The sequence below is a fragment of the Pseudomonas sp. AC242 genome, assembly GCF_979258655.1.
In genome coordinates this window covers 1,674,075-1,698,998 of sequence record NZ_OZ409873.1, presented here as the reverse complement: position 1 = coordinate 1,698,998, position 24,924 = coordinate 1,674,075, and the positions used below count along the sequence as shown (strand labels likewise).

General features: G+C 53.6%; 22 protein-coding genes and 2 pseudogenes. 19 read left to right on the top strand and 5 right to left on the bottom strand.

Annotated elements, in window-relative coordinates:
• The 18 genes and pseudogenes from glcF to ACZZ0A_RS07685 all read left to right on the top strand — a co-directional run bounded on the left by glcF (window position 1) and on the right by ACZZ0A_RS07685 (window position 20,395).
• The gene (glcF, locus tag ACZZ0A_RS07770) at window positions 1-1,221 is read left to right on the top strand and encodes a glycolate oxidase subunit GlcF (RefSeq protein ID WP_123374873.1); all 1,221 of its coding nucleotides are present in this window, start codon (window positions 1-3) and stop codon (window positions 1,219-1,221) included.
• 88 nt (window positions 1,222-1,309) lie between these two features.
• Entirely contained in the window at window positions 1,310-2,689 is a 1,380-nt protein-coding gene (gene hglS / locus ACZZ0A_RS07765) for a 2-oxoadipate dioxygenase/decarboxylase HglS (RefSeq protein WP_463542789.1), read from the top strand.
• Between the two features lie 344 nt (window positions 2,690-3,033).
• A complete protein-coding gene (locus ACZZ0A_RS07760; RefSeq protein ID WP_007919523.1) occupies window positions 3,034-3,549 on the top strand; it encodes an Hcp family type VI secretion system effector in 516 nt (171 codons plus the stop codon).
• A 131-nt stretch (window positions 3,550-3,680) separates the two neighbouring features.
• Entirely contained in the window at window positions 3,681-5,723 is a 2,043-nt protein-coding gene (locus ACZZ0A_RS07755) for a type VI secretion system Vgr family protein (RefSeq protein ID WP_463542788.1), read from the top strand.
• Window positions 5,713-6,453 (top strand): DUF4123 domain-containing protein, encoded by a 741-nt coding sequence (locus ACZZ0A_RS07750; RefSeq protein WP_463542787.1) that lies wholly within the window; start codon window positions 5,713-5,715, stop codon window positions 6,451-6,453. Before ACZZ0A_RS07755 ends, ACZZ0A_RS07750 begins: the two co-directional genes overlap by 11 nt.
• Window positions 6,450-11,306 (top strand): RHS repeat-associated core domain-containing protein, encoded by a 4,857-nt coding sequence (locus ACZZ0A_RS07745; protein WP_007919519.1) that lies wholly within the window; start codon window positions 6,450-6,452, stop codon window positions 11,304-11,306. Before ACZZ0A_RS07750 ends, ACZZ0A_RS07745 begins: the two co-directional genes overlap by 4 nt.
• A 12-nt stretch (window positions 11,307-11,318) precedes the next feature.
• Entirely contained in the window at window positions 11,319-11,642 is a 324-nt protein-coding gene (locus ACZZ0A_RS07740) for a DUF7716 domain-containing protein (protein ID WP_238539547.1), read from the top strand.
• Window positions 11,643-11,910: 268 nt separating this feature from the next.
• A complete protein-coding gene (locus tag ACZZ0A_RS07735; RefSeq protein ID WP_238539546.1) occupies window positions 11,911-12,348 on the top strand; it encodes an immunity 22 family protein in 438 nt (145 codons plus the stop codon).
• A 472-nt stretch (window positions 12,349-12,820) separates the two neighbouring features.
• On the top strand, window positions 12,821-13,084 hold the full coding sequence (locus ACZZ0A_RS07730) for a hypothetical protein (protein ID WP_007919513.1): 264 nt from the start codon (window positions 12,821-12,823) through the stop codon (window positions 13,082-13,084).
• Between the two features lie 215 nt (window positions 13,085-13,299).
• Window positions 13,300-13,829 (top strand): annotated as a pseudogene (locus tag ACZZ0A_RS07725) (RHS repeat-associated core domain-containing protein); the annotation flags it as partial.
• Complete coding sequence (locus ACZZ0A_RS07720) at window positions 13,802-14,227, top strand: HNH endonuclease (protein WP_157279747.1); 426 nt, start codon at window positions 13,802-13,804, stop codon at window positions 14,225-14,227. The pseudogene ACZZ0A_RS07725 and the gene ACZZ0A_RS07720, both read left to right, overlap by 28 nt.
• A gap of 2 nt (window positions 14,228-14,229) precedes the next feature.
• Window positions 14,230-14,745: an SMI1/KNR4 family protein gene (locus ACZZ0A_RS07715; protein WP_414915475.1), complete on the top strand. Its 516-nt coding sequence runs from the start codon at window positions 14,230-14,232 to the stop codon at window positions 14,743-14,745.
• A gap of 244 nt (window positions 14,746-14,989) precedes the next feature.
• A pseudogene (locus tag ACZZ0A_RS07710) lies at window positions 14,990-16,921 on the top strand (RHS repeat-associated core domain-containing protein); the annotation flags it as partial.
• Between the two features lie 13 nt (window positions 16,922-16,934).
• The gene (locus ACZZ0A_RS07705; RefSeq protein ID WP_007919503.1) at window positions 16,935-17,354 is read left to right on the top strand and encodes a HEAT repeat domain-containing protein; all 420 of its coding nucleotides are present in this window, start codon (window positions 16,935-16,937) and stop codon (window positions 17,352-17,354) included.
• A 655-nt stretch (window positions 17,355-18,009) separates the two neighbouring features.
• The gene (locus tag ACZZ0A_RS07700) at window positions 18,010-18,333 is read left to right on the top strand and encodes a ribonuclease domain-containing protein (protein ID WP_086935990.1); all 324 of its coding nucleotides are present in this window, start codon (window positions 18,010-18,012) and stop codon (window positions 18,331-18,333) included.
• A 6-nt stretch (window positions 18,334-18,339) separates the two neighbouring features.
• A complete protein-coding gene (locus ACZZ0A_RS07695) occupies window positions 18,340-18,627 on the top strand; it encodes a barstar family protein (RefSeq protein WP_081498759.1) in 288 nt (95 codons plus the stop codon).
• Window positions 18,628-18,870: 243 nt separating this feature from the next.
• Complete coding sequence (locus tag ACZZ0A_RS07690) at window positions 18,871-19,245, top strand: SMI1/KNR4 family protein (RefSeq protein ID WP_007919499.1); 375 nt, start codon at window positions 18,871-18,873, stop codon at window positions 19,243-19,245.
• 124 nt (window positions 19,246-19,369) lie between these two features.
• Window positions 19,370-20,395: a hypothetical protein gene (locus tag ACZZ0A_RS07685; RefSeq protein WP_007919497.1), complete on the top strand. Its 1,026-nt coding sequence runs from the start codon at window positions 19,370-19,372 to the stop codon at window positions 20,393-20,395.
• Window positions 20,396-20,465: 70 nt separating this feature from the next.
• Here ACZZ0A_RS07685 and ACZZ0A_RS07680 read toward each other — a convergent pair whose 3' ends face one another.
• Together ACZZ0A_RS07680 and ACZZ0A_RS07675 are read right to left on the bottom strand one after the other, a co-directional pair.
• The gene (locus ACZZ0A_RS07680; protein ID WP_463542786.1) at window positions 20,466-21,440 is read right to left on the bottom strand and encodes a tetratricopeptide repeat protein; all 975 of its coding nucleotides are present in this window, start codon (window positions 21,438-21,440) and stop codon (window positions 20,466-20,468) included.
• Window positions 21,441-21,491: 51 nt separating this feature from the next.
• Entirely contained in the window at window positions 21,492-22,310 is an 819-nt protein-coding gene (locus ACZZ0A_RS07675) for a VanW family protein (RefSeq protein ID WP_150650781.1), read from the bottom strand.
• 224 nt (window positions 22,311-22,534) lie between these two features.
• Here ACZZ0A_RS07675 and ACZZ0A_RS07670 point away from each other — a divergent pair, with 224 nt between their 5' ends.
• Window positions 22,535-23,338: a glycosyltransferase family 2 protein gene (locus tag ACZZ0A_RS07670; protein ID WP_102902789.1), complete on the top strand. Its 804-nt coding sequence runs from the start codon at window positions 22,535-22,537 to the stop codon at window positions 23,336-23,338.
• A gap of 350 nt (window positions 23,339-23,688) precedes the next feature.
• On the opposite strand, the gene ACZZ0A_RS07665 is transcribed toward ACZZ0A_RS07670, so the two are convergent.
• From ACZZ0A_RS07665 to ACZZ0A_RS07655, 3 genes are all read right to left on the bottom strand, one after another.
• Complete coding sequence (locus tag ACZZ0A_RS07665; RefSeq protein WP_042704991.1) at window positions 23,689-24,273, bottom strand: hypothetical protein; 585 nt, start codon at window positions 24,271-24,273, stop codon at window positions 23,689-23,691.
• 85 nt (window positions 24,274-24,358) lie between these two features.
• Complete coding sequence (locus ACZZ0A_RS07660; protein WP_007919492.1) at window positions 24,359-24,556, bottom strand: hypothetical protein; 198 nt, start codon at window positions 24,554-24,556, stop codon at window positions 24,359-24,361.
• 10 nt (window positions 24,557-24,566) lie between these two features.
• A complete protein-coding gene (locus ACZZ0A_RS07655) occupies window positions 24,567-24,809 on the bottom strand; it encodes a hypothetical protein (protein ID WP_007919491.1) in 243 nt (80 codons plus the stop codon).
• Window positions 24,810-24,924: the final 115 nt, after the last annotated feature.

Here is a 24,924-nt window from a genome sequence, read left to right as displayed (position 1 = left end):
ATGCAAACCACCCTCAGCGAACAATCGCGACAACTGCCCCGTGCCGCCGAGGCGGAAAAGATTCTGCGCACCTGCGTGCACTGCGGTTTTTGCAACGCGACGTGTCCGACCTATCAATTGCTCGGTGATGAACTGGATGGCCCGCGCGGGCGCATCTACCTGATCAAACAAGTGCTCGAAGGCGCACCGGCGACGGCACAGACGCAACTGCATCTGGACCGCTGCCTGTCGTGCCGCAACTGCGAAACCACCTGCCCGTCCGGCGTCGACTATCACAACCTGCTCGACATTGGCCGCGCGGTGGTCGATCACGCGGTGCCACGTCCGGCGGCGCAACGTCTGTTGCGCGAGGGTTTGCGCGCATTGGCGCCGAATTCAGGGTTGTTCAAAGGCTTGTTGCGGGTGGGCACGACGTTTCGGCCGCTGTTGCCGCGTTTGCTTGAAAGCAAATTGCCGCAGCACTTGCCGGTTAACGGCTCGCGCCCTGCCCCTCGGCATGCCCGGCGGGTGTTGTTGCTTGAAGGCTGCGTACAACCGGGGTTGTCGCCAAATACCAATGACGCCACGGCGCGGGTGCTGGATCGCTTGGGCATCAGTGTCACCCCGGTGGCCGAGGCCGGGTGTTGCGGCGCATTGGACTATCACCTCGACGCGCAAGCCAAAGGCCTCGACCGCGCGCGGCAGAACATCGATGCCTGGTGGCCGCACCTGCAAAACGGTGCAGAAGCAATTGTGCAGACCGCCAGCGGTTGCGGCGCATTCATCAAGGATTACGCGCATTTGCTGGCAGACGATCCGCTGTATGCGGCCAAGGCCCGGGCAATCAGCGAGCGCACGCTGGATCTGGTGCAGGTACTCGCGCAGGAGCCGCTGGAACAGATCTGCGCCGCCACTGAACGGCGGATTGCCGTGCATTGCCCGTGCACGTTGCAGCACGCGTTGAAACTGGGCGGCGCGGTGGAAGCTGTGCTGACGCGCCTCGGTTTCAATCTTACCGCCGTGCCCGACGGCCATTTGTGCTGCGGCTCGGCGGGCACGTATTCGTTGACGCAACCGGTGCTGGCCCGGCAACTGCGCGACAACCGCCTCAATGCGCTGGAGAGTGGCCGCCCTGAGCTGATCGTCACTTCCAACGTTGGCTGCCAGAGCCATCTGGCCAGTGCCGGACGCACGCGGGTGATGCACTGGATCGAATTGGTGGATCAGTCGTTGGCAGAATGAAGTTCGTAGGATTCTTCGTTTGCCCGCGTGCGAGAAGGCTGCGATCTTTTCCCTCATCCATTCCGTGACCGTGGCAGGAATTTTTTTCATGACCGTGCAGCCGTTCGTCAGCCCCGACCTGATCCGCCAACGCTTCTCCAAAGCGATGTCCGACATGTACCGCGAAGAAGTGCCGTTGTACGGCGCGCTGATGCAATTGGTCGAGCAAACCAACCGCGAGGTGCTTGCCGATCAGCCGGACATCGCCCGGCAACTCGACAGCACCGGTGAAATCCAGCGGCTGGACATGGAGCGCCATGGCGCCATTCGCGTCGGCACCGCCACCGAACTGGCCACCCTCGCCCGCTTGTTTGCGGTGATGGGCATGCAGCCGGTGGGTTATTACGACCTGACCCCGGCGGGCGTACCGGTGCATTCCACGGCTTTTCGCGCAGTGCATGAGGACGCGCTGCAAGTCAGCCCGTTTCGAGTGTTTACGTCGTTGTTGCGCCTGGAGTTGATTGAAGATCCGCAGCTACGCGCCTTCGCCGAATCCGTGCTGGCCCAGCGTTCGATCTTTACCCCGGAGGCATTACGCTTGATCGCGCAGGCTGAAACCGCAGGCGGACTGAATGAAAGCGAGGCCGAGGCATTCGTCCTGCAGGCACTGGAAACCTTTCGCTGGCATCACAGCGCCACGGTTACTGCCGCGCAATACCAGACTTTAAGCGCCCAACACCGCTTGATCGCCGACGTGGTGGCGTTCAAAGGCCCGCACATCAACCACCTGACGCCGCGCACGCTGGACATCGACAGCGTGCAGGAACAGATGCCGGCCCATGGCATCACCCCAAAAGCCGTCATCGAAGGCCCGCCGCGCCGGCAGTGCCCGATCCTGCTGCGCCAGACCAGTTTCAAGGCGTTGGACGAGCCGATCGCCTTCACCGATCAGAACCAGACCCGTGGCAGTCACAGCGCGCGTTTCGGCGAAATCGAACAGCGCGGCGCGGCACTCACCCCCAAAGGCCGGGCGCTGTATGACCGCTTGCTGAATGCCGCGCGCGATGAACTCGGCGACTTCCCCAACGAAGGCAATGCCGCACGCTACAACGCGCTGATGGCTCAACACTTTGGCGAATTTCCTGACAGTGTCAAAGGCATGCGTGAACAAGAGTTGGCGTACTTTCGCTATTTCGCCACGGAAAAAGGTCTCGCTGCTGGAGGGCTTGGACAGTCGTCACTGGAGGACTTGTTGCGCGATGGTTATGTGAAAGCGGAACCGTTGGTGTACGAAGATTTCCTGCCGGTGAGTGCGGCGGGGATTTTTCAGTCGAACCTTGGCGATGCGGCGCAGGCGCACTATGGCGAGCATTCCAATCGGCAGGCTTTTGAGCAGGCTTTGGGGCGCACGACCATTGATGAGTTGGGTTTGTATGCCGCGACGCAGCAGCGTTCGATCGAGGAATGCCTCACCCAATTCGCGCGTTGAAAAATCAAAAGATCGCAGCCGCCTCGACCAAATGATGGCGCGTGGCCATTGTGCGCAAGAAGTTGCGCACTTGTTTTGCAAAACCGACCGAAAAAACCTCTGAAAGCACCGTCCTACAAGGCCTGCAGCCAAGTGCGCAAGAAGTTGCGCAGTACTGCGCAACTTCTTGCGCACTTTTGCCTTGAGCGAGCGCTTTGTTTCGCACAAGCGCCTGAAAAATCAGTCAAACACCCCGGCCCGTATGGCTGCCACAATTGTTGGCACGCTCCTTGATAACAGTCAGGCACCCACCGGGCGATTTCGCCTCCCGGGCACCTTAAATTATTCCGCAAGGAGAGCACCCCATGGCAACACCAGCGTACATGTCGGTTACCGGCGAAAAACAAGGCCTGATCACTGCAGGCGCTTTCACCGCTGACTCCGTAGGCAACACCTACCAGGAAGGCCACGAAGACCAGGTTATGGTTCAGGCTTTCAGCCACGACGTGATCATCCCGCGTGACCCACAATCCGGTCAGCCAACCGGTCAGCGCGTTCACAAGCCAGTTGTGATCACCAAGGTCTACGACAAGGCTTCGCCTCTGCTGCAAGCCGCTCTGACCTCCGGCGAGCGCATGAGCGAAATCGTTATCCAGTGGTTCCGTACTTCTGCTCAAGGCACCCAAGAGCACTACTACACCACCAAACTGGAAGACGCGATCATCGTCGCCATCAACAACAAAATGCACAACTGCCAGGATCCAGGCAACTCGCACTTCACCCACCTGGAAGAAGTGCAGTTCACCTACCGTAAAATCACCTGGACCCACGAAGTATCCGGTACTTCGGGTTCCGATGACTGGCGTGCTCCAGTCGTTTAATTACGGCTGATCGTTACAAGCATCGGCCAGCTCTGCTGGTCGATGTTGTTTACGCCCCTCCAGAATTTCGCGTACGTTGAGCCGCTTTGCGGTCGTCGACGAACGCCGCTGTACAGCACGAGGAACAAGGGATGTTCGCGCCGGCCAATGAAACCCACTTTGCCCTGACCATCGAAGGTCTTTCCGCCGATTTCCAGGTGTTTACCCTCACCGGTCGGGAAGCCATCAGCCAGCCTTTTGTCTTCGAGGTGGAGCTGGTCAGTGAGCAGCCGTCGCTGGACCTCGAAACCCTGTTGCACAAACCGGCCTTCCTGCAACTGTCGCCCGACGGCAGCGGCATCCACGGCCAGATCTACCGCGCCGCGCAAGGTGACTCGGGCAAACGCCTGACCCGTTATTCAGTGACCCTGCGTCCGCAATTGTCTTACCTCGCGCATCGCGTCAACCAACGCATCTTCCAGAACCTCACCGTACCGAAAATCATCGGCATGGTCCTCGAAGAGCACGGCATTCAAAGCAACGCCTACGAATTCAAGACTGGTTCGATCTATCCCGAGCGCGTCTACTGCGTGCAATACGATGAATCGGACCTGCATTTCATCCAGCGCCTGTGCGAGGAAGAAGGTATTCACTACCACTTCCAGCACACGGCGACGGCGCACAAACTGGTGTTCGGCGATGACCAGACGGTATTCCCGAAACTCAAGCCTGTGGCCTATCAGCAAGACTCCGGCATGGTCGCCAGCGACCCGGTGATCAAGCGTTTCGACCTGCGCCTGGAAACCCGAACCAGCCGCACCACCCGCCGCGATTACGACTTCGAAAAACCGCGCCTCACCCTCGAAAGCGAGAACCGTGGCGACGCCCTGCCCGACCTTGAAGATTACGACTACCCGGGCCGCTTCGTCGACCGCGAGCGCGGCAAACACCTGGCCAAACGCGCCCTCGAACGTCATCGCAGCGACTTCCAGTTGGCTGAAGGCAAGAGTGATCAACCGTTGCTGGTCAGCGGCCACTTCCTCGCCCTGACCGCGCACCCGAAAGCCAAATGGAATGACCTCTGGTTGCTGACCGAAGTCCTCCACGAAGGCAAGCAGCCGCAAGTCCTCGAAGAATCGGTGACCAGCGACACCACTGCGCTGAAAGACGATTTCCATCAGGGCTACCGCAACCGCTTCCAGGCCACCCCGTGGGACGTGCCGAATCGCCCGCCCCTGCGCCACCCGAAACCGCGCATCCTCGGCAGCCAGAGCGCCGTGGTCACCGGCCCGAAAGGCGAAGAGATCCATTGCGACGAGTACGGCCGCGTCAAAGTGCAATTCCACTGGGACCGCGAAGGCCAGGCCGACGACAAAACCAGCTGCTGGCTGCGCGTCTCCAGCGCCTGGGCCGGCGCCCAGTACGGCGGCATCGCCATCCCGCGTATCGGCATGGAAGTGCTGGTCACTTTCCTTGAAGGCGACCCCGATCAACCGCTGATCAGTGGTTGCCTGTACCACAAGGAAAACACCGTCCCCTACGAACTGCCGGCGAACAAAACCCGCAGCACCTTCAAGACCCTCAGCTCGATGGGCGGTGGCGGCTACAACGAACTGCGCATCGAAGACAAAAAAGGTCAGGAACAGATCTACCTGCACGCCCAGCGCGACTGGGACGAAAACATCGAGCACGACCAGAAAATCCGCGTCGGCAACGAACGCCACGACACCGTCGAAAAGAACAGCTACAGCGAGTTCAAGGCCGAAGAACACCACACCGTCTACGCCGACCGCAAAGTCGAAACCCGCGCCAACGACCACCTCACCGTGGGCGTCAATCAGCACATCAAGATCGGCACCGGCCAGTTCATCGACGCTGGGCAAGAAATCCACCTCAGCAGCGGCATGAAGGTGGTAATGGAAGCAGGCGCAGAGCTGACCCTGATCGGCGGCGGCAGCTTCATCAAGATCGACGCCGGCGGCGTGACCCTGAGCGGCCCGGTGATCAACATGAACTCCGGCGGCAGCCCCGGCAGCGGCACCGGCGCCGCCCCGCTGATGCCCGGCGTGCTGAAACAGGCCGACGCCGACAAGGCCGGCCAGGTCCTGACCCCGGCCCAGATCAACACCCTCAAACGCAACGCGCCGTTCTGCGAAGAATGCGAAAAATGCAAGGCAGGTGCCTGTGCCATCTGATCGAATTACGCCCAAGGATTGGCTGGCGCAACAGCCGTTGCAGACTGGCGAGCGCTTGTATTTGGTTATTAGTGCGGCGAGTGATTCCGAGCCGCTCAAGCCTTTCTATCAGCAAGATGCCGCACCACAACTTCACCCTATTTGGGGTGGAACGCCTTACGCTGATTGGCTTCCTGTCATGCCGTATCTCGCCGAGATCAGCCCCAATGCCAGTTTTCTGCAATGGATTACTGAAACCGATGCATCGGATTGGGGTTGGCTAGCGGTATCCACCAGCGCGCCGGAAACGGTGCTGGAGCATTTGCGCAGCCTGACTCAGGTAAAAATGCCGGACGCCACTGAGGTGTTTTTCAGGTTCTGGGATGGTCGACATTTTCATCCGATCATCGAAGGGTTAGGTGCTACAGCAGGTGAATTGCTGCCGGTGTTCCAACGCTACCTGATTAACGGACAGACGCTCGATGTCGGCAGAAGAGCGATACCTCCCGCAAAAGAGTGGCCCTGGTGGGAGATCCCCCAAACGCTTTTGGATGCTCTCGCGAAAAAGGACCACACCACCGTCGTTGAAAACCTGATGCAGTGGCTATCCGAAGATTGCCCTGAGTTGTACTTCGAATTCCCCGAAGCCAACTTGCGCAGAAAGGTTGAGCGCTTCGTGCGCCAGAACCCAAACACAGAAGAGATGGCAGAGCGTCTCGCCGCAGAGCTGACAAAGGAAGTCACGTCATGAATACCCCGATTGGTACCCTGGTCCTGCGTGTGCTGGACGCCAAAACACCTGACGTGAACTTGATCCTCAAAGACTTCAAAAACTGCCTGAGTGATTACAAGGAATGGGCAGACGGTTTCTGGACTGGCTGGGCGCTGGACGTCGACCAGACCTTCAAGGTCGGCAACGAAGTCAGCATCACCGAACGGAAAACCGAAACAGGTGCGGTAAAGACCTACGCCACGTGCCCGTTGGTAGGTGATTTCACGCTGATTCATATGTTCGAGTCGGCGCGCTTTGTGCCGATTGGCAACACGCCAGTCAAACTGGAACCGGTCACCAAGGGTACCTTTTACGACGACGTTACCGGTCCGGTCATCGAAACCACGATCGGACCCAGCGGCATCAAAGTGATCGAGGGGGCCAAGAGAGGTCAGACTTACCGCATCACTTTTTTCCCCAACGTATCCCAGAGCGACGTCAAGGCGCTCTATGACTCTTATCAAGGCGTTATCGGCAAGCTTGATGGCTGGTTGCAGAGCGAATGGTCGAGCAAGTTTAAGCCGCAATGGGCCAGTTACTCAGCAGCGGATCGTGCCGGGCGTTCCGTGATTTTGCTCAAACGAGCCTTCGAGGGGTTTGAAAAGGCTCTGTTGCAGCTGTGGGATGACATCAAAAGCCTGTTCGAGCTACTCGCCAATCCGAGGAAAAATTACGAAAAGCTGAAAAAATACTTGTCGGACGTCGAGATCGACAAACTCTATGCAGCCTCCAAGGAATCGATCGCTTCAGGATTGCTGATACTCAGCGACGAACCCCTGATGTTTATCTATATCTCAGCCATTGTGGCTTGGGTGGGCATGCTGCCTCCCCAAGTCGTAGTTGACGTAGTAACTGCGATTGCCTCGGAATTCCTGATCAACGTCCTAGTGGGCATCTGCCTGACAGGTGGCGCTGGGTTGGCCGTTAGAGCAGGCACCAAAGTCCTCTCCACCATCAAATCGGGAGAAGCGGTCAAGTACCTTGAGGACCTCGCCTCTACCCTGATGACACTCAGCAACAAGCACGCTTTGCCCGCCCATGCGGAAGTGTCGAAGCCAATTATCGTTAGCGCTAAGAATGTGCCAATGAAGCCGGCCAAAACAGCCGCATTGAAGATCGATGAGGCCGTCGCCGAAGCGCCTAAACCGCAGTCAGCGAAGGAAGCTTCGCATAGTCAGGTGGCGCAAAAGCCTGCTCAGAGTCCGCTGCCCAAAACGGCGGACACTCCGAAGCAAGAGGTTAAGGACGCCTCCTCATTTCCACGCGACAAGAAACAAAACAAACATACGCTCCAGCCGGAGGAAAAACTCGACGACGTATCTACGCAGTCGAAAACCCCGGACGATAAAAGTGCAACCAGTGCGAAAAAAACCTGTACTAACAATTGCCCCGTATCGATGGTTACTGGCGAGGAATTGTTGACGATTACCGATGGTGAACTGGGTGGCTTGCTGCCGTTCATCTGGACTCGTCTCTACCGAACCAGCGCGGCTGAAATCGACTGCGGTCTAGGCTATGGATGGAGTCACGCTCTCGCTCAGCGGGTGGACATCAATGGCGACGAGGTCGTGTGGACCGATCACGAAAACCGGGTCACCACTTTTCCGCTGCCCAGCGTACAGCGCCCGGCAATCACGAACAGCCTTTCAGAAGCCGCGATTTTCATTGGCGACGATCCGTCCGAACTCGTACTGACTCAAGCCGGCGAAAAGCCGCAGTTCTATCACTTCCGCTTCAACAGCAAAGGCGCGACGTTGATCGCCATCAGCGACAACTACGACAATCGCCTGCACATCACCCGTGACATCCATGGTCGAATCAAGCGCGTGGATAACGGGGCTGGTCGTGCATTGCTTGTGCGGTACGACCGCAAGCATATTGTCGCCATCGACTATCAGCAGTTTATTCCAGCGGACAATCTCGAAGACGCCTGGAACACCGTTCAGACGCTGACCACCTATGAGTACGATGCTCAACATCGGTTGATCAAAGCCACAAACGCTCTGGGAGAGTCCGAGCGTTATGCCTACAACGAACAGAACGTCATTCTTGAGCGGCAGCTCGCCGGAGGCGCAAGCTTCTACTGGGAGTGGGAAAAGGAAGGCAAGTCCGCACGTTGCATCCATCACTGGGCCAGTTTCTCTCAGATGGATGCGCACTATGCGTGGGATGACAAAGGCAGCGTCACCGTTACCAACGCCGATGGCAGCGAAGAGATCTATACCCACGACGACAAGGCGCGACTCGTCGCCAAAGTTGATCCGGATGGTGCCGAGCACTTAAAAGCCTATGACGACAAAGGCCGACTGTTCGCCGAAAAAGATCCGATGGGTGCGGTCACTGAATATCAGTACAACGAGGCCGGCCGTTTGATCGCGGTGATCCCGCCAGAAGACGCGCCGACCACCTACGAGTACTACAAGGGCTTTGTCCGTGTGGTGAATCGCGGTACCGCCAAATGGATCTACTGGCGTAACGATCAGGGTGACATCACTGAGCAAGTCGACCCGGACGGCAACTCGACGCATTACACCTATGATCGCCAAGGACGCCTGCTGGAGATCCGCCATCCCGACGGCAGCCGCCACCAACTGGGCTGGAACAATCTCGGCCAATTGCTGGAGGAGCGCCTGCCGGACGGCGGCCAGCGCAAATACCGCTACGATGCGCTCGGTCGCCAGATCACACGTCAGGCTGAAACGGGTGCAATCACCCACTACCAGTGGGATGCGGCTAACCGTCTGGCACAGATCACGCTGCCCGGCGGCGCTACCCGTGCGTTCACCTACAACCCATACGGCCGCGTCACTGCTGAACGCGACGAACTGGGCCGCGTAACCCGTTACGAGTATGCCGATAACCTGCATCTAGTCAGCCGTCGCATCAACCCGGACGGCAGCCAACTGCGCTATCGCTACGATAATTCGCGTCTGCTGCTCACCGACATCGAAAACGAACGCGGCGAACACTATCAGCTGGATTACTACTCGAACGGGCTGATCCAGCAGGAAACCGGTTTCGACGGACGCCGTACCGCTTATGAGTACGACCTCAACGGCAAACTGTTGAAGAAAACCGAGTTTGGTGACGACGGCAGTGAACTGGTGACCGAGTATCAGCGCGATGCCTCTGGTCGCCTGCTGGTCAAAACCCTCGCTGATGGCGAAGAAATCCATTACAGCTACGATGCCCTGGGTCGCCTGGTAAACGTCGACGACGGCCACTGGCCCCTCGCCTATGAGTACGACGTACAAGATCGTCTCACCACTGAGCACCAAGGTTGGGGCACCACGCGGTACGAGTACGACAGCGTCGGCCAACTCAATCACTGCCGCCTGCCGGATGGCAGCACACTCGATTACCGCCACTTGTCCGGCGGTCGGCTGAGCAGCATCGACCTCAACGGTTCGCGCCTGACTACGCACCAGTTCGACGCTGGCCGTGAACAGCAGCGCCAACAAGGCGTGCTGCTCAGCCAATATCAGTACGACGAACAGGGAAGGCTTCAAGCGCACACCGTAGGTCAGCAGAATCGCAATCTGTTCCAGCGCCGCTACGCCTACGATGCAAACGGCAACCTGGCCGGCATCGATGACAGCCGCAAAGGAAACCGCAGCTACCACTATGATCCACTGGATCGTCTGGTCAGAGTTCGCGGCGCCACCCCCGAAACCTTCGCTCATGACCCGGCCGGCAACTTGCTCGGTCAAAACGATCTGCCAACTGCGAACCTCGCCAACGTAAAAGGCAATCGCCTGCTTATGCAAGGCGACCGGCATTACGACTACGACGCCTACGGCAACCTTAGTCGCGAACGCCGTGGTACCGGCCAGCAACTGGTCACCGAATATCGCTACGACTGCCAGCATCGCCTGATTGGCGTCTCGCTGCCCGGTGGCAGCACCGCAAGCTACAAGTACGACGCCTTTGGTCGTCGCATTGAGAAGACCGTCGATGGTCAGACCACAGAGTTTCTCTGGCAAGGTGAACGCCTGATCGCCGAAAGTGCCGAGAATCGCTATCGCACCTACATCTACGAGCCTGGCAGCTTCCGCCCATTGGCAATGCTCGACGGCGAAGGCCCCGTCAAGGCAACCCCGTACTATTTCCAACTTGACCACCTCGGCACACCTCAAGAACTCACCGACTACAGCGGCGAAATCATGTGGTCGGCGAAATACCGTGCCTATGGCAATCTGGCCACCTTGGACATCGCCGAAATCGACAACCCTCTGCGCTTTCAGGGTCAGTATTTCGATGCGGAGACCGGGTTACATTACAACCGGCACCGCTACTACAATCCCAGCACCGGGCGGTTTCTGACACCGGATCCGATCAAGCTTGCAGGTGGTTTGAACAACTATCAGTATGTGCCTAACCCTACGGGATGGGTGGATCCGTTGGGATTAACGGCTATCGAGTGTGAACCTCCTGTTGTGGATGCGAGTGGCCGCCCTAAATCCAGCCCTCACTATAGCGTCGCTTATGAGGCCACATTGGAAAAAGACGTTCACTATCCTGGAAGAAGCGATCTTTCACACTTTCAGGAAGGCAATAAACAGCTCTACAACACTATGAATAATGATCCTGTTTACAAAGATCATATGGAAACGTTGTATCCTGGCATTTTTGATAAAGTCAGCCCTGGCCCGAAGGGCGCTCACGCAAGGTCAAAGCCACATCCTCTACTAACCTGGCATCATGATGCCTACCGTGAAGGGATTTTGCAGCTCATCCCTACGGCGCAACACAGATCCGGAGGGGTAGTTGCTGATGTTCTACATCCAGGCCAGAAAGGTGGGATGGAGCTCTGGGGAGGCGGCCGAAAATAAATGGTGGATCAAATGAAAAAAACAAAATTTATTAATGTTCTCTCTGATGCAGAAAACCTAAATTGGGAAGACGCATTGTATTTACCAAAAAACAAAGAAGAGTGGGGTTTGAATTGCGAAGCAATAATCGAAAACCCAGACACCTTTGAAGACTACGACGCTGATGATAATCCGACAGAGCTATCAAAAATAGGCTATCGTTATGTTTTACTCTGCGACGACCTATCGTCCATAATAAAAAACCTAAAAGAACAGACCGCCTCATATGATATGGATACTGCCTACAAAGCGTTCATATTTTATTTTAATAACGATAGCTTCATTAAAATAGCCTAAACAATAGGCCCAGCACAAATATCGATAATAGTGGGCAGATGAAAAGATAGATTTATTTTTAAATGTATCAACCAAAGCCATTAAAAATAATCTGCCCCCTTTTTACCGGCATGTTCCAGAGAAATTTTGACATGCCTAAGATAAGTATTTCGTGCAACAGTCTTGTAAAGAATACAAGACAAAAAGGGGACAGATTTATTTTCTAAAAAATGAAAATAAATCTGTCCCCTTTTTTCCCTCAATGAGTGGCCGGGTCGGAGGTTAGAAGGTGGAGTTGACTCTCTCCCATCTGGCCTTAAAAATTGAGGAGAAAAAGATGAGTAATAAAAAAACAGTATCAATTTGGACTGCAAACGCCGACTGGCAGCAATCCACTCTTCGGGAAATAGTGACGCCTGCCTATTCTGACGATGGAGAATCTCTAGGATCGGAGTTCAGCAATGCATTTTCTCTGGGCTTTATTGACGACGACTTTATTGAAGCTGATATCGTAGAGCCAACTAAAAATTTGGAAAAAGCAATCGAGGATTTTTCTTATGACTCCGATATCATCGCTGAAATAAAAAAGAAAAACCTCTCTACCTCACCTGAAAAAATAAACACTGTTATTACAATTTATGATTGTGCTTATAAAGGAAAAACCACAGCCTACATATTACGAGGCATCGAATTTACATATCGAGGTCAGTTTGAATATAAAGATTAGGACACATGAGACGCAACCGATAAAGATTGAAGTTTTTACTTCCCTAAGTGCCCATCGGATGACCTTTACCCGTCAACCCTAAATGCTCGTGACTAGCCTCGTCGATGTCAAAGACAAGCACCTGACGACACCCTTACTATATGGATAATTGCACCGTAAACGGGGGACAAACCACGTTTTCTTTTTCTGAAGGCAATCTGCACTTTATGAGCTTCCGTCCCCTTTTCTGTTCTTTGAGAGTTCCTTTGGTCTTAAACCTGGCTTTCTTAGCAACAATCAATTATTGCGCGTGGACATCACTAACCCAAGGGAACTTCAATTAAGAATTCCATCAGGAAATGAAGCCGGCGCTAACGACCTATGGATTCCGGGTGGAAGGTTGCCAAATGGAAACAGTGAAGCAATAGTCGACGCTAAAGGCCCCATTGCACCGAAACTTGAAATATCACCACTGTCGCTATAGAGGGAAATCATGAAATTCAATGACACTTTTGTCAATACAGACGAGCGATTCACTTTAGGAATAGAAGCCGCCAGTGGGAAGTATTATGTCTCTATCCCTGTTAGCAACCGCTTGGTTGACTATGACGAGTATTACGAAATAAGCAGAGAGTCATACGAACTCTTTCTTAAAGATCCGTCCGCAGCGCTGATATTTGTAGAGCGCTGTAAAGCTAGACAAGAAGACGAATCTCTCATGTTCAAGCCAGGCGCAGACCGCGGAGTTGCGACCTAAAAAAATTTCTGGCGAGCCGAACTTTCTATTTCCTCGGGAAGGGTCTAGCCCTTTCGGGGTAGGCATCTCGGTTCAGCCGATTGCGGCCATTCACAGGCGCTTGCTTTTGGCGGTTAACTGCCGCTCCCGATCGTACACTTCCGGCCAGAAGCGAACGCTTACCCGACCAACTTCCGCCCGTAGAACAGCGACAAAAAGGGGACAGATTTATTTTCTACAAGTACGACGCCTTCGGCCGTCGTATTGAGAAAACCGTCGACGACCACACCACCGAGTTCCTGTGGCAAGGCGAACGCCCCATCGCGGAAAGCGCTGAAAACCGCTATCGCAGCTACATCTACGAACCGGGTACCTTCCGACCATTGGCGATGCTCGACGGCGAAGGCCCGCTCAGGGCTATACCGTTCTATTACCAACTCGACCATCTCGGCCCCCCACAGGAACTCACCGACTACAGCGGCGAAATCATGTGGTCGGCCAAATACCGAGCTTACGGCAACCTCGCGGTATTGGAAGTCAGTGAAATCGATAACCCTTTACGGTTCCAGGGTCAGTATTTCGATGCCGAGACAGGTCTAAATTACAATCGCCATCGCTACTACAATCCGAACACTGGACGATTTTTGACCCCGGATCCGATCAAACTGGCGGGGGGCTGAATAATTATAAATATGTCCATAATCCAACTGGCTGGGTGGACCCGTTAGGTTTAGACGAGTGCCCAGGAGCATCAGAGGCAAATCCTCCCGCACCCGACTCCCAAGGAACCAAGGTCGCTGGGGGCCCGACGGAAAAGGAAAACCGGGGGAAAGCCCTTGGTACTCAGACATTCCTGAGGTCAACGAAGTAACCAAAGGGGAGCCTATTCCTTTCGTTAACGGTCGTCCCGACTTTTCACAGTGGTCCAAAGGTACTGTCAAATTCAAACCTGGTGTACTAAATGGAACAGATAAAGATTTCAAACAAGTATACAAAAGACTGAAAAAGGATCGAGGCCTGAGAAGCGCCAATGCTGCTAAACTACTGCTACGAAAAGCCGGGCTCACACCACATCATCTTGACAAAGAGACCATTCAGTTAATACCAACAGTCCTACATGGAAATACCCCCCATATCGGCTCTGCTTCGGACATGAGGAATTAGTTATGTCATATGACAAGATTTTAAACGAGCTCGGCGCCGAGTCGATGTCTTTCGAGACAAAACGGCCCAGCAATAGTTTGCCAGACGATATTAAAATTTCTGAAAGCTTGAATCAGCTGCTTGATAGATTCAAGACAGCCATTGTCTTTTCCAATGGGGCAAAATTCAAAACCCCTAAAAAGATGCCTATCGGCGACCAAGATGGCTTCGTATTCTTAGATGTAATATACGGACTAGCCCCGGATTCAAATAACATCTACTACAAAAATGAAATGTATGCGAACCAAATACGCGGTGAACTCTATACTTTTGGTGAGTCAGGTGGAGGAGATCAATTTTGCATTAACAAAAACACAGAAGAAGTATATTACTGGTATCACGAAGCAAAAGATGATGCATCATCACTATTTCTAATTGCGCCGTCCTTTACTAGTTTTTTCGAGCAGCTCACACCTGACAATGATGAGACCGATTCGAAAGATGACGACGGAATAGTCAGCGCCGAGTTTAATTTTTAGAAATCACAAAAAAGTACACATTCAGTTAGAGGGGGCATTCTCCAAGCTTGGATTCGGGGTGCCCCCCCTGATTTTGTGGCCTCATGGCTCTTTTGATATTGACCGACGAAGATCTAGCCAATGCCAACTCTCTGACGGCATTACGCGCGATAACAGCCAAAATGAAATTCGCTCCTATCCCCGGAGATCCCGAATGCACCACTTTATGATCAGTCGGGGCGATTCACAGCAACTGCTTGGATTGATGGTTACCGGCCCGAAAGGCGAAGAGATCCATTGCGACGAGTACGGCCGCGTCAAAGTGCAGTTCCACTGGGACCGCGAAGGCCAGCGCGATGCGTCCGGACGTCTGCTGGTCAAAACCTTGCCAGACGGCGAAGAAATCCACTACAGCTACGACGCATTGGGGCGCCTGGTAAACTTCGACGACGGCAACTGGCCGCTCGCGTACGAATACGACGTGCAGGACCGCCTGATCACCGAACACTAGGGCTGGGGCACTACACGTTACGAATACGACAGCGTCGGCCAACTGAGCCACAGCCGCCTTCCAGATGGCAGCACACTCGATTACCGTCATCTACCCGGCGGACACCTGAGCAACATCGACCTGAACGGCTCACGCTTAACCTCTCACCAGTTCAGCGCCGGTCGCGAGCAACAGCGACAAAAGGGTTTGCTCCTAAGCCAGTAGCAGTACGACGAACAAGGTCGCCTGCAAGCGCATAGCGTTAGCCAACGCGACAAAAATCTATTCCAGCGACGCTACAACTACGACGCGAATGGCAACCTAGCCGGCGTAGATGACACCCGCAAAGGTAATCGCAGCTATCACTACGACCCGTTGGATCGACTGATCAGTGTGCGTGGTGCGACACCGGAAAGCTTCGCCCACGATCCAGCAGGCAACCTCCTCGGTCAGAATGACCTGCCCGTAGCCAATTTGGCTAACGTCAAAGGCAACCGCCTGCTGATGCAGGGTGACCGCCATTACGACTATGACACCTACGGCAATCTGATTCGCGAGCGTCGCGGCGCCGGCCAGAAACTCGTCACCGAATACCGCTACGACTGTCAGCACCGCCTCGTCGGTGTCAGCCTGCCGGGTGGAAGCATCGCGAGCTACAAATACGACGCCTTTGGCCGCCGTATCGAAAAAACCGTCGACGGGCACACCACCGAATTCCTCTGGCAAGGTGAACGCCTGATCGCAGAAAGCGCTGAAAACCGCTATCGCAGCTACATCTACGAACCGGGCAGCTTCCGTCCACTGGCGATGCTCGATGGCGAAGGCCCGCGCAAGGCTACGCCGTTTTACTATCAACTCGACCACCTCGGCACACCGCAGGAACTCACCGATTACAGCGGTGAGATCATGTGGTCGGCGAAGTACCGAGCCTACGGTAATCTCGCTGCGCTGGACGTCAGCGAGATCGATAACCCGTTGCGGTTCCAGGGTCAGTATTTCGATGCCGAGACGGGGTTACATTACAACCGCCACCGCTACTACAATCCGGGGACTGGACGGTTTTTGACGCCGGATCCGATCAAACTTGCGGGTGGGTTGAATAGCTACCAGTACGTGCCGAACCCTACGGGGTGGGTGGATCCGTTGGGGTTGAATTCTTGCCCGCCTGGAGATGAAACTAAAGGTAAGAAGGCGGATGATTCGGAAAAGGCTGAACACGACGAAGGTCGAGCACCACCTGATCCATATAATCGCCCATACGCTGGAGCACTGCCCGCCCAGATGCAAGACAAGATTCTGTTCGGCACACGTAGTCCGAACAGTAATAAACCAATTGGCGGACACTCCTCTGAAGTACTGAAGTCCCCTAAGCACCAGATGACCGTATTGCAGAAAAACCCGGACGGCACGATAAAAGTCGAAGATTTCAAAATGATTCTTGAACGAAAAGACGGTACCGTCGGCATGTCGGCCAAAAAAGGAGGGAAACACACACTAGCGCCGGAAACTTGGAGTAACGATAAGATACTTTGGGTTACGGATGAAGTAGCCGCAACACCGGGTGTACTCATGCGCGATGTTGACGGAGTTACGACCACTCTACACACCAAAACGGTTGATGGTGTTCAGTGGCAGGTGTTGAAAGACAATGGCGTCGTGACATCTTCATTCCCGGCGGGCGACGCACCTATGTCACCACCGATCTAAGTAGAGATAAAAAATGACTAGCAAGACTTACGATGAATACAATTACTGGCTTGGCCAGAATGAAGACTCGAATTGGAATGAGTACATTACCGAGCAGGTAGCCCAGGGGGTTTTGCGAAAATTTGACTCCGAAGACTGGAAACTTCTTCGAGAAACTATTCTTTCAAAAGAGGAGTATTGGCAAGAACGAAGTACTGCTGCGCTCGGAGAACTACGATCTCATGATGCAATAGAGATTTTAAAAGCACTCCTTGACTCGAATTTTCCCGAGGTAACTATCGCTGCGGCATCGGAATTAGACTGGACAGAAGCAGCGATTGAACAAGAATACGCGGGGAAAATACAAAAAATCATAGATCTACTTCCACCGGAAGAGGTGGATTCTTATCCAGAGCTTGCAAGCCTACTAAAAAAAACCAAGAACCATGATTAAATACCAATTGTATCGGGGACAGACCACGTTTTCTTTTTCTGAAGGTAATCTGGAAAATATGGCGATGGCGGAGCACAACAACTCCATCTAGATAGGCAAAAAGTAAACTTCTACAAACTCGACGTACTTCCGGAAAAAAAATGAGAACTTTTCATGTGATTGCTAGTAAGGATATGGAGCCAAACCTCCCGCATAGCTCAAACTGGCCAAAGGTTATAGGCTACTCCTTCGCAGATAACTATCTTTATTTATCCGAAGGCAAAGGCCACGGCTTTGCCCGCGAACGACATGCCTGAATCGAAAGCTAAAAGACCAGAATGGCTTGAAATATTTACAGCTTTAGACGCGACTTGGTTCCTTAACATGATTGACAACACTAACTTTACCAGCGAAACGGATTTCCGTAAAAAATTAACAGCACACATTGGCAACGTTGATACAATAATATTTTGACCAACTCGAGTTCGGTATTACACCAGCAGGCAGGGCTCAACTGGCATCGAAGTGATGGTGTAATCCAAGCACAGGAAAACAATCGTGTCTACGTGAAATCTGCCAACGCCTACCAATGTGTAAACGGCGGACAGACCACGTTTTCTTTTTTTTGCATCTATAATCTGCCCTTTGGAAACTCTCCTCTTTCTCGCTATTTAACGTGGTCTGTCCCTGTACCATTACTGGTGATCTTCCCCCAAATTACGTTACAAAAGCTCAGGCAACACAAAGCGGATGGAAAAAAGGTAAAGCAGTCAACAATAGCGTTCCTGGCGGGCAGCTAGGCGGTGATGTTTTTTACAACGATACAAACGTACTTCCTTCAGCCCCCGGCCGAACCTGGTATGAAGCTGACGTCGGTCTCAATAACACGATGTCGCGGAGCAATCAGCCGGGGACCAGCCTACTCTACTCAGATGACGGACTCCTTTACATAACTAGTGATCATTACGAAACTGTTACCCCTATTGGAAAGTGGAAGTAAATCAAAATGATAGTTGAGCTTGATGGATTGTCCATCTCATCTGAGCAAGAGTTCCATAAGCGGATAGCGTCTGCTTTTTCTGTTACTCAATACTATGGAAATAATCTTAATGCGCTTTGGGATCTACTCAGCACCGATGTAGAGCGCCCAATTGAATTAATTTGGACAAAATCAAAACATTCAGAAGAACGAATGGGCGACTCATATAGAAAAATATTAATTATTCTTGATCGAGTCAAAACTCAAGATGAAAACTTTGGACTGGATGAGAAATTTAGTTACCAACTGAAATAGTAAAGCTGTAAACGGGGAGCAGACCACGTTTTATTTTGTCTGAAAGTGGTCTGTCCCTGAATAACATAGAGAGCCTCTAATTCTTTCGACGGAACCCACTGTAAAAAGGGGACCACAAGAGACAAAGAGACAAAGAGACAATACAAAAAAGGGGACAGATTTATTTTGTCTGACGGTGGTCTACCCCGAACGGCCATCAATCTTTCCGCGTTCTAAACGTGGTTTTCTCCTGATTAATTACTTATGCAAATCCATCTTAACATCGAAGGCCTACCAGCCTACCCATACCCTACAAACTTCCTGCATTTTGCATCCATTGAACCAGAAACAGACATCGAGCCTTGGTGGCTGCTGGTATACAACGAAGGTACAATCAGCAACTGGTACAAAACACTCAAACGGCTTTATCCAAAACGCACATTGATCCCATTCGCCAAATTCAACGCGAATGATGACATCGCGTGTTTTGATGGAGAGGATCTTTCTGGGCAGCCCCACGTGTTGATAATTCATGCTTATGCGTCAGAGGGCTGGGAACTTCACGCCACCTACGCTAGCTTCGATAAGTGGCTAGAAGAAGCCATGGTGCAAAATGCCGAGTGGCTCAACGAGGACTAAAAACTTTAATCCCGACAAGCCTGGTATTTGCTTTAGAAAAAACGAGAGAACCGCAGGCAGCCCCTGAGAAATCTCGTTGTTTAACCTCTACTCCCCCGGACTGAACAATCAAAGGACTGTAGCCTTGAAACGCCTGAATCGCCCATTTTCCATCCTCCTCGCCCTCACCTTCTCCCTCAATGCGAATGCACTGTCCCTTCGCTCCGAACAACGCCCCGACGGCACCACTGCCCTGTTACTTTCAAACGAACCCGCCGCAGAACGCGCGCCAAAGCTCAATCAGGATCCCGCGGTGCGCTCTGCACTGGTTGATTTTTTTGGCTATCAGACCGGTAGCTATACCAACGACAACACAATGATTGTGCAGCAAGTTCTGGAAGCGCTTGATTCGGAAATGTCGACGTTTGCGGACGGTGTGCCTGCCGGCAGCAAAATGATTACTGCCATGGATGATGGCAACAATGGGTTTGAGCGCGGCGCATTGTTGCTTAACGACAAGGGCCAGTTGGTCGCTGTCGGGCTGGTCAATGGCCACTGCACGGTCAAGTCGCGTGAGGAGGCTTTGACCTGTAATGATGCCCCGCAAACCGTGCTGACCATTTTCCAACCGCAAGGCGCTAAACAAGCTGATGCCGAATCTTTGATAGGCTGGAGTAAACAACTGCCTCCGATGATGGCGATATGGGCGGAAAGTGATGATCCGGAACGCCGAGCCAACGCGCAGAAAATTGCCAGCGTTGAATACGCTGCAACCAAACCGGAACAGGGAGCGTGGACAGCGGCACAGTTACCTTCCGACTTTCCCAAAGCCATGCTGGCGATGCTTCCGCAGCGGGCTCACCTGATAGGTGCTGGCGCCCACGGTGTTTTCACGACGCCGGGGATGGAGGGCACGCCGATTGAAGGTGATTGGGACAAAATAGCCGGCCGTCCACGACATGAGTTCGAAGTCATTCTCCGGACTTTTACAGAGTACGCAGACGTCATCGACTTCTATCAGCAGCATGCGAAGGATGCCGAAATCAGCGGCAACCAGAGAAAGGCACTCGTTGAAGGCTATATTGGTGGCGGCACCTACAAGATTGAAATCAGTAATAGAAAAGACGAAGGCACAGTGATCACACTCTCTGCTTGGCGACAAGAAGTCTGATTTATCCAAATAAAAAAAGGGCGATCCCATGATCGCCCTCTTTCAAATCAAGAAACCTTTCCTTTGCAAATCAAAGCTTTTCCAACGCTTCCTCCGCTCCCGGAGCACGGCGTTCGTTGGCTTTGAGCATCCAGTACTCGGCCTTGGATTTGCTTTTTGGCAAACCGCCACGTCCTTGTGCGTACATTTTCCCAAGCGCCAACTGCGCGTTGCCAAAATCGGCATCCGCAGACTTGCGGTAAAGCTTGGCCGCTTCACGTTGGTTTTTTACGGTGCCTCGCCCCTGTTCAAGCATTTGCGCCATTTCATACTGCGCGTACTTATTGCCGAGCGCGGCCGACTTGCCAAACCAGGAAAATGCCAGCGCTTCATCCTTGTCCACACCTCGTCCTGCGGCAATCATCTCCGCGAGGTTCAGCTGTCCGTAATCGTCACCGGTTTCAGCAAGTTTGCGATACCACTGAGCGGCAACAACATCGTCCTGTGTAACTCCGTCACCCTTCTCATAGAGGCTTGCCAGCAGCATGTAGGCTGAGGGATACCCACCTTCGGCGGATTGGTGGTAGTACGCTAATGCTTTGTCCATGTCCTTGAGATTTTTGATCGATCGGCCACCGCGATGGTATATCTGCGCCAAACTGAACTGGGCTTTGGCGTTACCTTGTTCCGCAGCTTTCAAATCCCAGTAAACACTTGCGTCTTCACCCTCAACGCTTCGATCCCAACGAAGTTCCTCAGCCAATCCGACTTGCGCTTCAGCATTACCTTGCTCTGCAGCTTTGCGAAACCACACTTCCGGCATGCCCGGAGACCACTGCTCAACCACCCCGCAGAGGTTCTCTTGAATGGCTTTGCCAAACTGCGTCTGCGCGTCAAGATCACCTGCGACCGCTTGTTCATGCAGCCGCTCAGAATTTGGCGCGCACTTCCCTGCCTTCATACCGTCGTAGTAATCACGCGGCGCTTGCGCCCACGTATTAAAGGCGATGAACATTGAAAAAAGCGCAGTGCTCGCCATACCGACAGTTTTGAAACGGTTGATCATTTGTTACTTCCTTGTGGCTTAAAAAATCCAACGAAAACCTTGCGGAAAATACTAGCTCGCTTCGAACATCCGCTCGTCCACGTCGTACTTAACCACCACCCGATTCCGATACAACCTCACCCTCTCGACCAACTCCCCAACCTGCCCCTTCTCCCGCACCTCTCGCCAAATCTCATTCTCCCGATACACCCGCGCGCCCTCCCGCACAAACCGATGCGCCTCCTGGAATACGTGATACCGATACTCCCTCACCCGATCACACAACAACTCCCCTTCAAGTTGTGTCTCGCCCACGTTCAGCTTCAACTGAAAGCTCCGATCCGTCGGGTTATGCAGCACCAGATCAACGTAGTTATAGAAAATCGCTGCCCCTGACCCGAACGGCAGTACCCGCCCCTCATCCGGAAACGGGTCGAAGCTGTGGTTGGAGCGTTCGACCACCACCAGCGGTGAATGAATCGCCATCCAGTGGATCAGGTTGCTCAGTTGGCAAATGCCACCGCCCACCCCGCGTCGTGCTTCGCCGAAGGACAGTTCCATGCCTTCAACGTAGCCGCGCTTCAACGTCGGGCGGCCGACGAGGCGGCAGAAGGAGAAGTGTTCGCCGGGGGCGATGATGACGCCGTCGATGGCGGCGACGGCGAGTTTGAGGTTGATGACTTTATTGTGTTGCAGGGCGAGGTCGGAGTCGCCGAGTTTGCGGATGAGTTTCGAGGTGTGTTTGAGGTAGCGGAACGGCAGACGCTCGGCCGTAGCGACGGGGCGTGCGTAGCGTTTGCTGGAACAGTGCCAGGCGATCTGGCGGAACAGTCTTTTTTGCCACACGCGCAGCCAGTACAAGGCCGGGTGGTAGAGGGAAAGTGGTTTCATCCGTGACACAACGGCGTGCGCCGTTTCTTCCTTGAACCGCGAGAGGGGCGCGCATTTTATCCGGTAATGACCGGCAGCACCCCATGCATTTCATAAGACCAGCGGTCTCCCTTCGGCATACATCTACCGTCACATCCGCAAATTAAGGTTCGACTAAGGTTGCCTCGCTACGATCGCGGCCAAGAAACCCTGTTGCCTTTGAATCGCAGATGAGCCCTTCCGACATGAAAGCGTTTGATTTACCAACCCAGCCAGCGTCGAATTTCAGCCTTGTCTTGGTAAATTACAAAACCCCGGACATCACCCGAATGTGCCTTGAGCTTTTGCGTGAGCACGTTCAGGAGCAACGCATTCCGGTGTGGGTGGTGGATAACGATTCGGCGGATGCCAGCCTGGATTACTTGCGCTCGCTCGACTGGATCAACTTGATCGAGCGGCCTTCGCCGGGCAAGGAAGCCGGGCATATTGCGCATGGCAAGGCACTGGATCTGGCACTGGAAAAAGTCGACACCGATTATCTGTTTCTGTTGCACACCGACACCTTTGTCTACGACAAAGAGGTGTTTGCCATGATGATGCGCGAATGCACGAAAACGCCGGACATGGCTGCAGTCGGTTGTGTCGAACAACTCAATCGCGGGATTGTTCGTGACACTTGGCGTCTAACTTCGCGCTTCTGCAAGCACTATGTTCGTAAAGCAAAAGTGCGTCTGGGTATGCGTTCGAAAATGCCAAGGCCGTACAAAGAAACGCATCTGAAAAGTTTCTGCACATTGTGGAATGCGCGCTTGATGAAGTCCCAAGGCCTGCACTTCTGCATGGATGACCTCGTACCCGGCTACACGTTGCAAGATCGAATGAGCAGCCTGGGTTATGGCATCAAGTTTCTATCACCGCGCAAGATTTTCAGCTATCTGGATCACATCCAGGCAGGCACCGTCGCGGCGGCGGGCACCTACGGGAAAAATCACCGCAGGACAAAAATGTATCAGGCCACGCTGAAGCGCTTTCAAGAGCAGCAAGCCTGACGTGCAAATCTCGGTTTAATCCACCGCAAACAAAAAGGGCGACTTTTAAAGTCGCCCTTTTTGTTTGCAGAAATTGTATACAACTACTCCGAAGAGGTGTTCGCCCAGTGTAATGGCCTGGCAATCCATGCACCGGTAAAGAGCCCTGACACTGGGCGAACGGGAAGGATTTTAATAGAAGTTGGCGCTTATGTCCTCATTCTTGAATATGAAATTTATGTACGAAAGCGTTAATAGATATTTATCGACGATTCCTTTCATGAAACTTTCAATGAGGTCAATCCAAACTAATAGTATGACTACTCTAATACAAAAACTGTACAAGAGCAGTCATCTTGTAGAGTTAAAGCTCAACTTTCGTGTTGACTGGTCACTTTCAAGATATCGGTGTAAGTGACAATAACGCTCTGCCCTTCTTTCAGATCTTTCAGTTTGGCTTGGATTTCAGGCTTTTTCACGTCGAGAACTTTCGACACGCCCGCCGGGTTTTGCAGGGTCACCTGATTTGTCTTCAAATCAATTTTGGTGATTTTCAATTGCACCTGAACCTGACGGTACGCTTCGCCGCCGGGGTTATCGCTGCCCGGAGCCTTACGCAGCTCACCGGTACGTTCGGTGGTGCCAGGCAGACCTTTATCCACATCGGTATCGAGGTAGGCGGCGACGGAACGCTGTACCTGGATGTTGACCTGATCGCCGGCCTTGAGATTGGCGAGGTTTTTCGCCTTGTCGCTGAGTTGAACATGAACCGGCTTGCCTTCGGCACCTTCGAGCACAACCTGATGGTTGGCGGCATCGACGGAGATCACTTTGGTGGTGACCTGATCGGCTTCAACAGTGGCGGACAGCGGAATATCGGCAGCCAGGGCGCCGAAGCTGGTGGCGGACAGTACGGTTGCGAGGGTGATGGCCTTGGCCAGTGCGTCGAGCTTCATATGCATTACTTTCCCTGTGATGAATGGCAGCGCCCGGCGCCGAATTGGCTTCGGCGACGAACGTGCCACTGAGCATAGACGCTGTTCAGGGCTTGGCTTTGGTTTGTGTCGAGGAGGTCTGTTGTTTGGCGGTGTCCTGCGCGGTGGACTCGCCGCTGGGCGTGCCTTTGCCAGTGTTTTCACGCTGTTTCGGGTCGGTGGGGCGCAGGGCGTCGTTGTCGCGTTCGGTTTCGCCCGGTGGCCGGGGTTCGTCGGGGTGTTCGCCTTGGGTGATGGGTTTCATGGGGCTGTCCTCAGGCTTCGGGGTCATCGAGTTCACGGGTGACGTTGATCGCGGGGGAATCCTTGTGCAGGTCGTCGGCTTTGGCGCGCAGGATCTGCCATTGCTCAAGATCGATGGCGCCCTGGCCGAGCAGGTCATCGGCGATGCGTTGCAGATCGAAATAATGCGCGTCGGGGGATTGCTGCCAGTAGGTCCGGTCATCAAACAGACGCTGCCAGGTGGTCATGTCTGGGGGTTGCAGGTCGTCGCTCATGGCAAATCCTCGACAGGTTTTTCTGTAGAGGACAACACAGTAAGCCGAGTTCAAACCGATCCATTGTAGGAGCTGCCGAAGGCTGCGATCTTTTGATGTTGGTCTTAAAAGCAAC

What these genes read in the sequence shown, in the direction of transcription:
- ACZZ0A_RS07715 (WP_414915475.1), top strand. Translation starts at nt 14,230, where the DNA reads ATGTCATATGACAAGATTTTAAACGAGCTCGGCGCCGAGTCGATGTCT.
- ACZZ0A_RS07705 (WP_007919503.1), top strand. Translation starts at nt 16,935, where the DNA reads ATGACTAGCAAGACTTACGATGAATACAATTACTGGCTTGGCCAGAAT.
- ACZZ0A_RS07730 (WP_007919513.1), top strand. Translation starts at nt 12,821, where the DNA reads ATGAAATTCAATGACACTTTTGTCAATACAGACGAGCGATTCACTTTA.
- ACZZ0A_RS07755 (WP_463542788.1), top strand. Translation starts at nt 3,681, where the DNA reads ATGTTCGCGCCGGCCAATGAAACCCACTTTGCCCTGACCATCGAAGGT.
- ACZZ0A_RS07740 (WP_238539547.1), top strand. Translation starts at nt 11,319, where the DNA reads ATGAAAAAAACAAAATTTATTAATGTTCTCTCTGATGCAGAAAACCTA.
- ACZZ0A_RS07675 (WP_150650781.1), bottom strand. Translation starts at nt 22,310, where the DNA reads ATGAAACCACTTTCCCTCTACCACCCGGCCTTGTACTGGCTGCGCGTG.
- ACZZ0A_RS07670 (WP_102902789.1), top strand. Translation starts at nt 22,535, where the DNA reads ATGAAAGCGTTTGATTTACCAACCCAGCCAGCGTCGAATTTCAGCCTT.
- ACZZ0A_RS07745 (WP_007919519.1), top strand. Translation starts at nt 6,450, where the DNA reads ATGAATACCCCGATTGGTACCCTGGTCCTGCGTGTGCTGGACGCCAAA.
- ACZZ0A_RS07655 (WP_007919491.1), bottom strand. Translation starts at nt 24,809, where the DNA reads ATGAGCGACGACCTGCAACCCCCAGACATGACCACCTGGCAGCGTCTG.
- ACZZ0A_RS07680 (WP_463542786.1), bottom strand. Translation starts at nt 21,440, where the DNA reads ATGATCAACCGTTTCAAAACTGTCGGTATGGCGAGCACTGCGCTTTTT.
- glcF (WP_123374873.1), top strand. Translation starts at nt 1, where the DNA reads ATGCAAACCACCCTCAGCGAACAATCGCGACAACTGCCCCGTGCCGCC.
- hglS (WP_463542789.1), top strand. Translation starts at nt 1,310, where the DNA reads ATGACCGTGCAGCCGTTCGTCAGCCCCGACCTGATCCGCCAACGCTTC.
- ACZZ0A_RS07695 (WP_081498759.1), top strand. Translation starts at nt 18,340, where the DNA reads ATGATAGTTGAGCTTGATGGATTGTCCATCTCATCTGAGCAAGAGTTC.
- ACZZ0A_RS07660 (WP_007919492.1), bottom strand. Translation starts at nt 24,556, where the DNA reads ATGAAACCCATCACCCAAGGCGAACACCCCGACGAACCCCGGCCACCG.
- ACZZ0A_RS07760 (WP_007919523.1), top strand. Translation starts at nt 3,034, where the DNA reads ATGGCAACACCAGCGTACATGTCGGTTACCGGCGAAAAACAAGGCCTG.
- ACZZ0A_RS07690 (WP_007919499.1), top strand. Translation starts at nt 18,871, where the DNA reads ATGCAAATCCATCTTAACATCGAAGGCCTACCAGCCTACCCATACCCT.
- ACZZ0A_RS07665 (WP_042704991.1), bottom strand. Translation starts at nt 24,273, where the DNA reads ATGAAGCTCGACGCACTGGCCAAGGCCATCACCCTCGCAACCGTACTG.